The sequence below is a fragment of the Sulfurovum sp. genome (assembly GCF_041551015.1).
GTDB lineage: Bacteria > Campylobacterota > Campylobacteria > Campylobacterales > Sulfurovaceae > Sulfurovum.
The window spans coordinates 1-3,879 of record NZ_JBFENQ010000154.1; the positions used below are offsets into that span (position 1 = coordinate 1).

A 3,879-nucleotide genomic window follows, 5' to 3' on the forward strand; every position below is an offset into this window, starting at 1 on the left:
ATCTTCATCAAAACCATAAGCACCACCACCTGCACTTGCTCGAATGTCTGCGAAATACCGTACCTGAAAAAACTTCTCTGTCTCAGCTTTAAGCATATCAACGGCTTGATCAAAAAAAAGCCAATTCACAGAGATCTTCTTTAGGGCACAAAATTCCAATATCTCTTCATAAGGGATAGAGTTTCGCTTTTTCATCGTTGCGAAAGTTGCTTGAGGGATATTCAGTGCATTTGCTACATCTTTGTCAAACACTTTCTTCCCTATAGTACTCTCTGAGAGCACATCTTTTAATTTTTCTATAATATCACTCAATACTAACATTTTTACTCCTTTTTTATCTATATATGTCAAAGTATAGGGTATCTTTCTTAAAAGTATGACAATTTGACATATTTTTTAAATATTTTTAAATTTATCTATACAATTTGACATATTTAAGCATCTAAGACTTCCGTCGAAGCTTTAGTGAGAGGAATTGTAAAGGGACTTCGTTCCTTTACAAGGAGAATAATTATAAAAAAGGATTGAAAATGGATTTTAAAAGAAATAGAAAATTACTTAATGAAGCGATGAACTCAGGATGTAAAACAGTAGCAGAGCTTGCACTTTTCCTCAAAATACAAGCAAGAGTAACAGCTTAGCCTAATAAGAGAACTGTTACTTCATCCCCGACATCTTTAGAAGTATCATCTTCTGATGTGGCAAGCAGCGCTACATTACCTAACATATTGGTAAGAATGGCAGAAGAACCTACTTTTTTGTCTTTGAAGTCAATATAGTATTCACCTTGCATAAGATTTACATTACACGCAGTAAACTCTGCTTTCTTAGCACGTTTTACAAAAGGTTCAGTCAGTTTAGCCTTGACCTTACGTAAAGAAGATTTACCCTGTTGAAGTTTTTCTATCAGTGGGACCAAATAAAGTAATGCCGTCACAGTAGAAGAATAGGCAAATCCCGGAAGTCCTATGATAAACTTATCATCCTTACGTGCCACCATGATATGCTGCCCAGGTTTTACACGTACACCCTTAAACACTACATCACAACCAATTTCATAGATAACATCTTTCACAAAGTCAAAATCACCAACACTCACACCGCCTGTGGTCACAACAATATCACTTTTCTCTAACGCCTCTGAGATAGCTGTAGTAATAGTCTCTTTATCATCTTTGATACACCCTAGTTGCATAGGTATACCATCATACTTATTGACAATCGCTTCGAGTATATAATTGTTAGAGCTTCTTATCTGGGAATCATTGGTTTGTTCTTCCCCTAATTCAAGTAATTCTGAACCTGTTGATATAATCGCTACTGTTGGCTTTTCATATACAAGTATATTAGCTATATTCAAACTGGCCATAACCCCTATTTGAGGGAAGTCAATTTTCGTTCCTTTAGGAATAAGCATTTGTCCTTTTGTATAGTTCTCTCCTACCTCACGTACAGAAAACCCTTGAGGAACCTCTTCTTTAATAATGATCTCATCACCATCCACTTCTACATTTTCTATAGGGATAAGGGTATCTGCCCCATGAGGCATAAGCGAACCGGTAAAGGTCTTGATACACGTACCGCCTATCACTGCTTCTTTAAGTGCAGAACCCGCAGGGTTGATGCTTCCCACCTTAAGTGTACCTAATGTCATATCTTCATGAATAATAGCATAGCCATCCATCGCAGAGGTAGGGAACTCTGGAGAGTTATGATCTGCTATCACATCTTCAGCCAATACATACCCTAAGGCATCTACCAAATAAAGTTTTTTTGTTTTATAGTTGTTTATCTCAAGATTTTGTATCATCTCTATGGATTCATCAAAATGCATAAATGCCATTGTTGTTTTCCTTCTTCATTAAGCGACTAGTCGCGTATGTATATTACTAAAATGAATCTGTTTGACCATCGTACAGAAACTATTTTGCTGTATCTTCTTATTAGCTCAATAGACCTGCACCGTTCATCGGTGTACTTCTGTCTGCAGCATAGATTCGTTTGCCATTCTTCACATCATACTTCCAGATAGGCGCATTTGCTTTAAAATCTTCTACAAATTCATCTATGAGTTCAAGTGCTACTCGACGTTTAGGAGAGAATACAGCAGAAATATACGAAGAGGTATGTACCGGAACATCCCCGATGGAGTGGGCCATCTTTACCACTGCTCCTAGAGCAGCAGCTTTCTCTTGCCAGCCATCAAACCATTTTTGCAGGACAGGCTCATAGATATCAAAACTGAGTGCTTCTATACCATCTTCCGCACGTATCGTTCCTACAAAAGGAATGTAGGCACCATAGTTCGACTCTGCCTGTTCATCAAGCCAACGACCAAATATCTCTTTGGTGTCAAGTGGTCCATTATAGAGTTCCACTATTTACCCACCACACACAGGAGGCAAAATAGAGATCCTATCACCATCTTTCAGTTCAGTTGCTAGATCGTTTACCATTGTATCGTTAAGGGCTACTGCACATTTATCCAGCCATTTGATTAAGCTGTCATCTTCTTTGAGTTGAGCGGAGACATCTGCTAATGTCGAGGCCTCCATCTCCATCGGTGCTTTGCCAATGGGACCTAAAAATTCTACTTTTACCATAAATTACTCTTTCAAAATAGGGATTGTTTTATCCCCAATAATGACACGATTATAAAAGTTGTTTGCTATAATTACGCTTAAATAGGATTTTGAGAGGAGCTTCGCACTGTGTTATTTGGGTCTATCAGCTATCTTAATCTTCTGCCTTTTCAAGTGTTCTTAAAACGCTATATCTCTAACAATGCATCTAAAATGACCTTTCACTACAAACGTGCTGTACCTTCACAAATCAACAAAGCACTTAAACGTCGAGAGGTCAATGCTGCATTCATATCTTCTGTAGAATCTGCTAAATGTAAATGCACAGATCTAGGCATTATCGCAGATCAAAAAGTCTATAGTGTTCTGCTCCTGGAAGGAGAAAATGAGATCGATCCGGCATCAGCCACTTCCAATCAACTTGCACGCGTGTTAGAGCTTAAAGGAAAAGTACTTATAGGAGATGCTGCACTCAAACATTATTTACAGGAAGGAAAAGGTATTGACTTGGCTGAAGCCTGGTACAAAGAGACCGGTCTTCCTTTTGTCTTTGCTAGACTCTGTTATAACAAACATGAAGAAGCTATACAAAAACTGGCTCGTTCATTCGCTCAAACTAAAGTAAAGATCCCCCAATATATCCTAAAAAAAGAGGCAAAAAAAAGAGGCATTACACCCAAACAGCTTACTTGGTATTTAAGTCATATCCATTATAAAATGGATAATAAAGCGAAGAAATCTTTGCAATTGTTTTTGAAGAAAAGCAAAAAAATTCGTCATCCTCATACTTGATATGGGATCCATGGGTATAGTTTTTAACTTGTATATGCCCGGGTGACCGTAGAAAATGTCCTTGGTGTACAAGACCGGAAATGACGACAAGCACTATTCTATAGTTGTCACCGCTTTCTCAATACGCTCAATAGTCTCATCCACACCCAAAATAGCCATGATCTCATCAAGTCCTGAACCTGTCATACTTCCAAGTAAACTTACGCGAAGCGGCATACCTATTTTTCCAAAGCCTATCTCTTTTTCCGTAACAAGTTTTTCCATTACTGCATGGTAGTCACATGGTAAATGAAGTGGGGTTTCCCATGTTTGTAACATTGCTATAAAGTCAGTTAATATCTCTTTTGCTTCTCCTTTAAAGGCTTTTTTCGATGATTTTTCATCATACTCACTTGGTGTCGTAAGTATGAGATTGATCTGTTCTGCGAGATCTACAAGTGTTTTTCCTCTCTCTTTTGTTGCATCGAGAAGCAACTCTAACTTATCATGTCCATGGATATCTACA

5 protein-coding genes and 1 pseudogene are annotated in these 3,879 nt (G+C 37.9%); 1 reads left to right on the top strand and 5 read right to left on the bottom strand.

Annotation, left to right across the window (positions count from 1 at the left end; translation table 11 throughout):
- The 4 genes from ABZC96_RS08855 to ABZC96_RS08870 form a co-directional block, all read right to left on the bottom strand.
- Window positions 1–321 (bottom strand): helix-turn-helix domain-containing protein (locus ABZC96_RS08855; RefSeq protein ID WP_373030546.1); only part of this gene is annotated, 321 nt, incomplete at its 3' end.
- A gap of 316 nt (window positions 322–637) precedes the next feature.
- Entirely contained in the window at window positions 638–1,843 is a 1,206-nt protein-coding gene (locus ABZC96_RS08860) for a molybdopterin molybdotransferase MoeA (protein WP_373030547.1), read from the bottom strand.
- A gap of 100 nt (window positions 1,844–1,943) precedes the next feature.
- On the bottom strand, window positions 1,944–2,378 hold the full coding sequence (locus tag ABZC96_RS08865) for a molybdenum cofactor biosynthesis protein MoaE (RefSeq protein ID WP_373030549.1): 435 nt from the start codon (window positions 2,376–2,378) through the stop codon (window positions 1,944–1,946).
- Between the two features lie 3 nt (window positions 2,379–2,381).
- Window positions 2,382–2,603 (bottom strand): MoaD/ThiS family protein, encoded by a 222-nt coding sequence (locus tag ABZC96_RS08870; RefSeq protein ID WP_223892124.1) that lies wholly within the window; start codon window positions 2,601–2,603, stop codon window positions 2,382–2,384.
- 108 nt (window positions 2,604–2,711) lie between these two features.
- Here ABZC96_RS08870 and ABZC96_RS08875 point away from each other — a divergent pair, with 108 nt between their 5' ends.
- On the top strand, window positions 2,712–3,374 hold the full coding sequence (locus ABZC96_RS08875; RefSeq protein ID WP_373030551.1) for an MqnA/MqnD/SBP family protein: 663 nt from the start codon (window positions 2,712–2,714) through the stop codon (window positions 3,372–3,374).
- A gap of 93 nt (window positions 3,375–3,467) precedes the next feature.
- On the opposite strand, the pseudogene ABZC96_RS08880 reads toward ABZC96_RS08875, so the two are convergent.
- Window positions 3,468–3,879, bottom strand: a pseudogene (locus ABZC96_RS08880) (glutamate--tRNA ligase); the annotation flags it as partial.

What these genes read in the sequence shown, in the direction of transcription:
- ABZC96_RS08860 (WP_373030547.1), bottom strand. Translation starts at nt 1,843, where the DNA reads ATGGCATTTATGCATTTTGATGAATCCATAGAGATGATACAAAATCTT.
- ABZC96_RS08870 (WP_223892124.1), bottom strand. Translation starts at nt 2,603, where the DNA reads ATGGTAAAAGTAGAATTTTTAGGTCCCATTGGCAAAGCACCGATGGAG.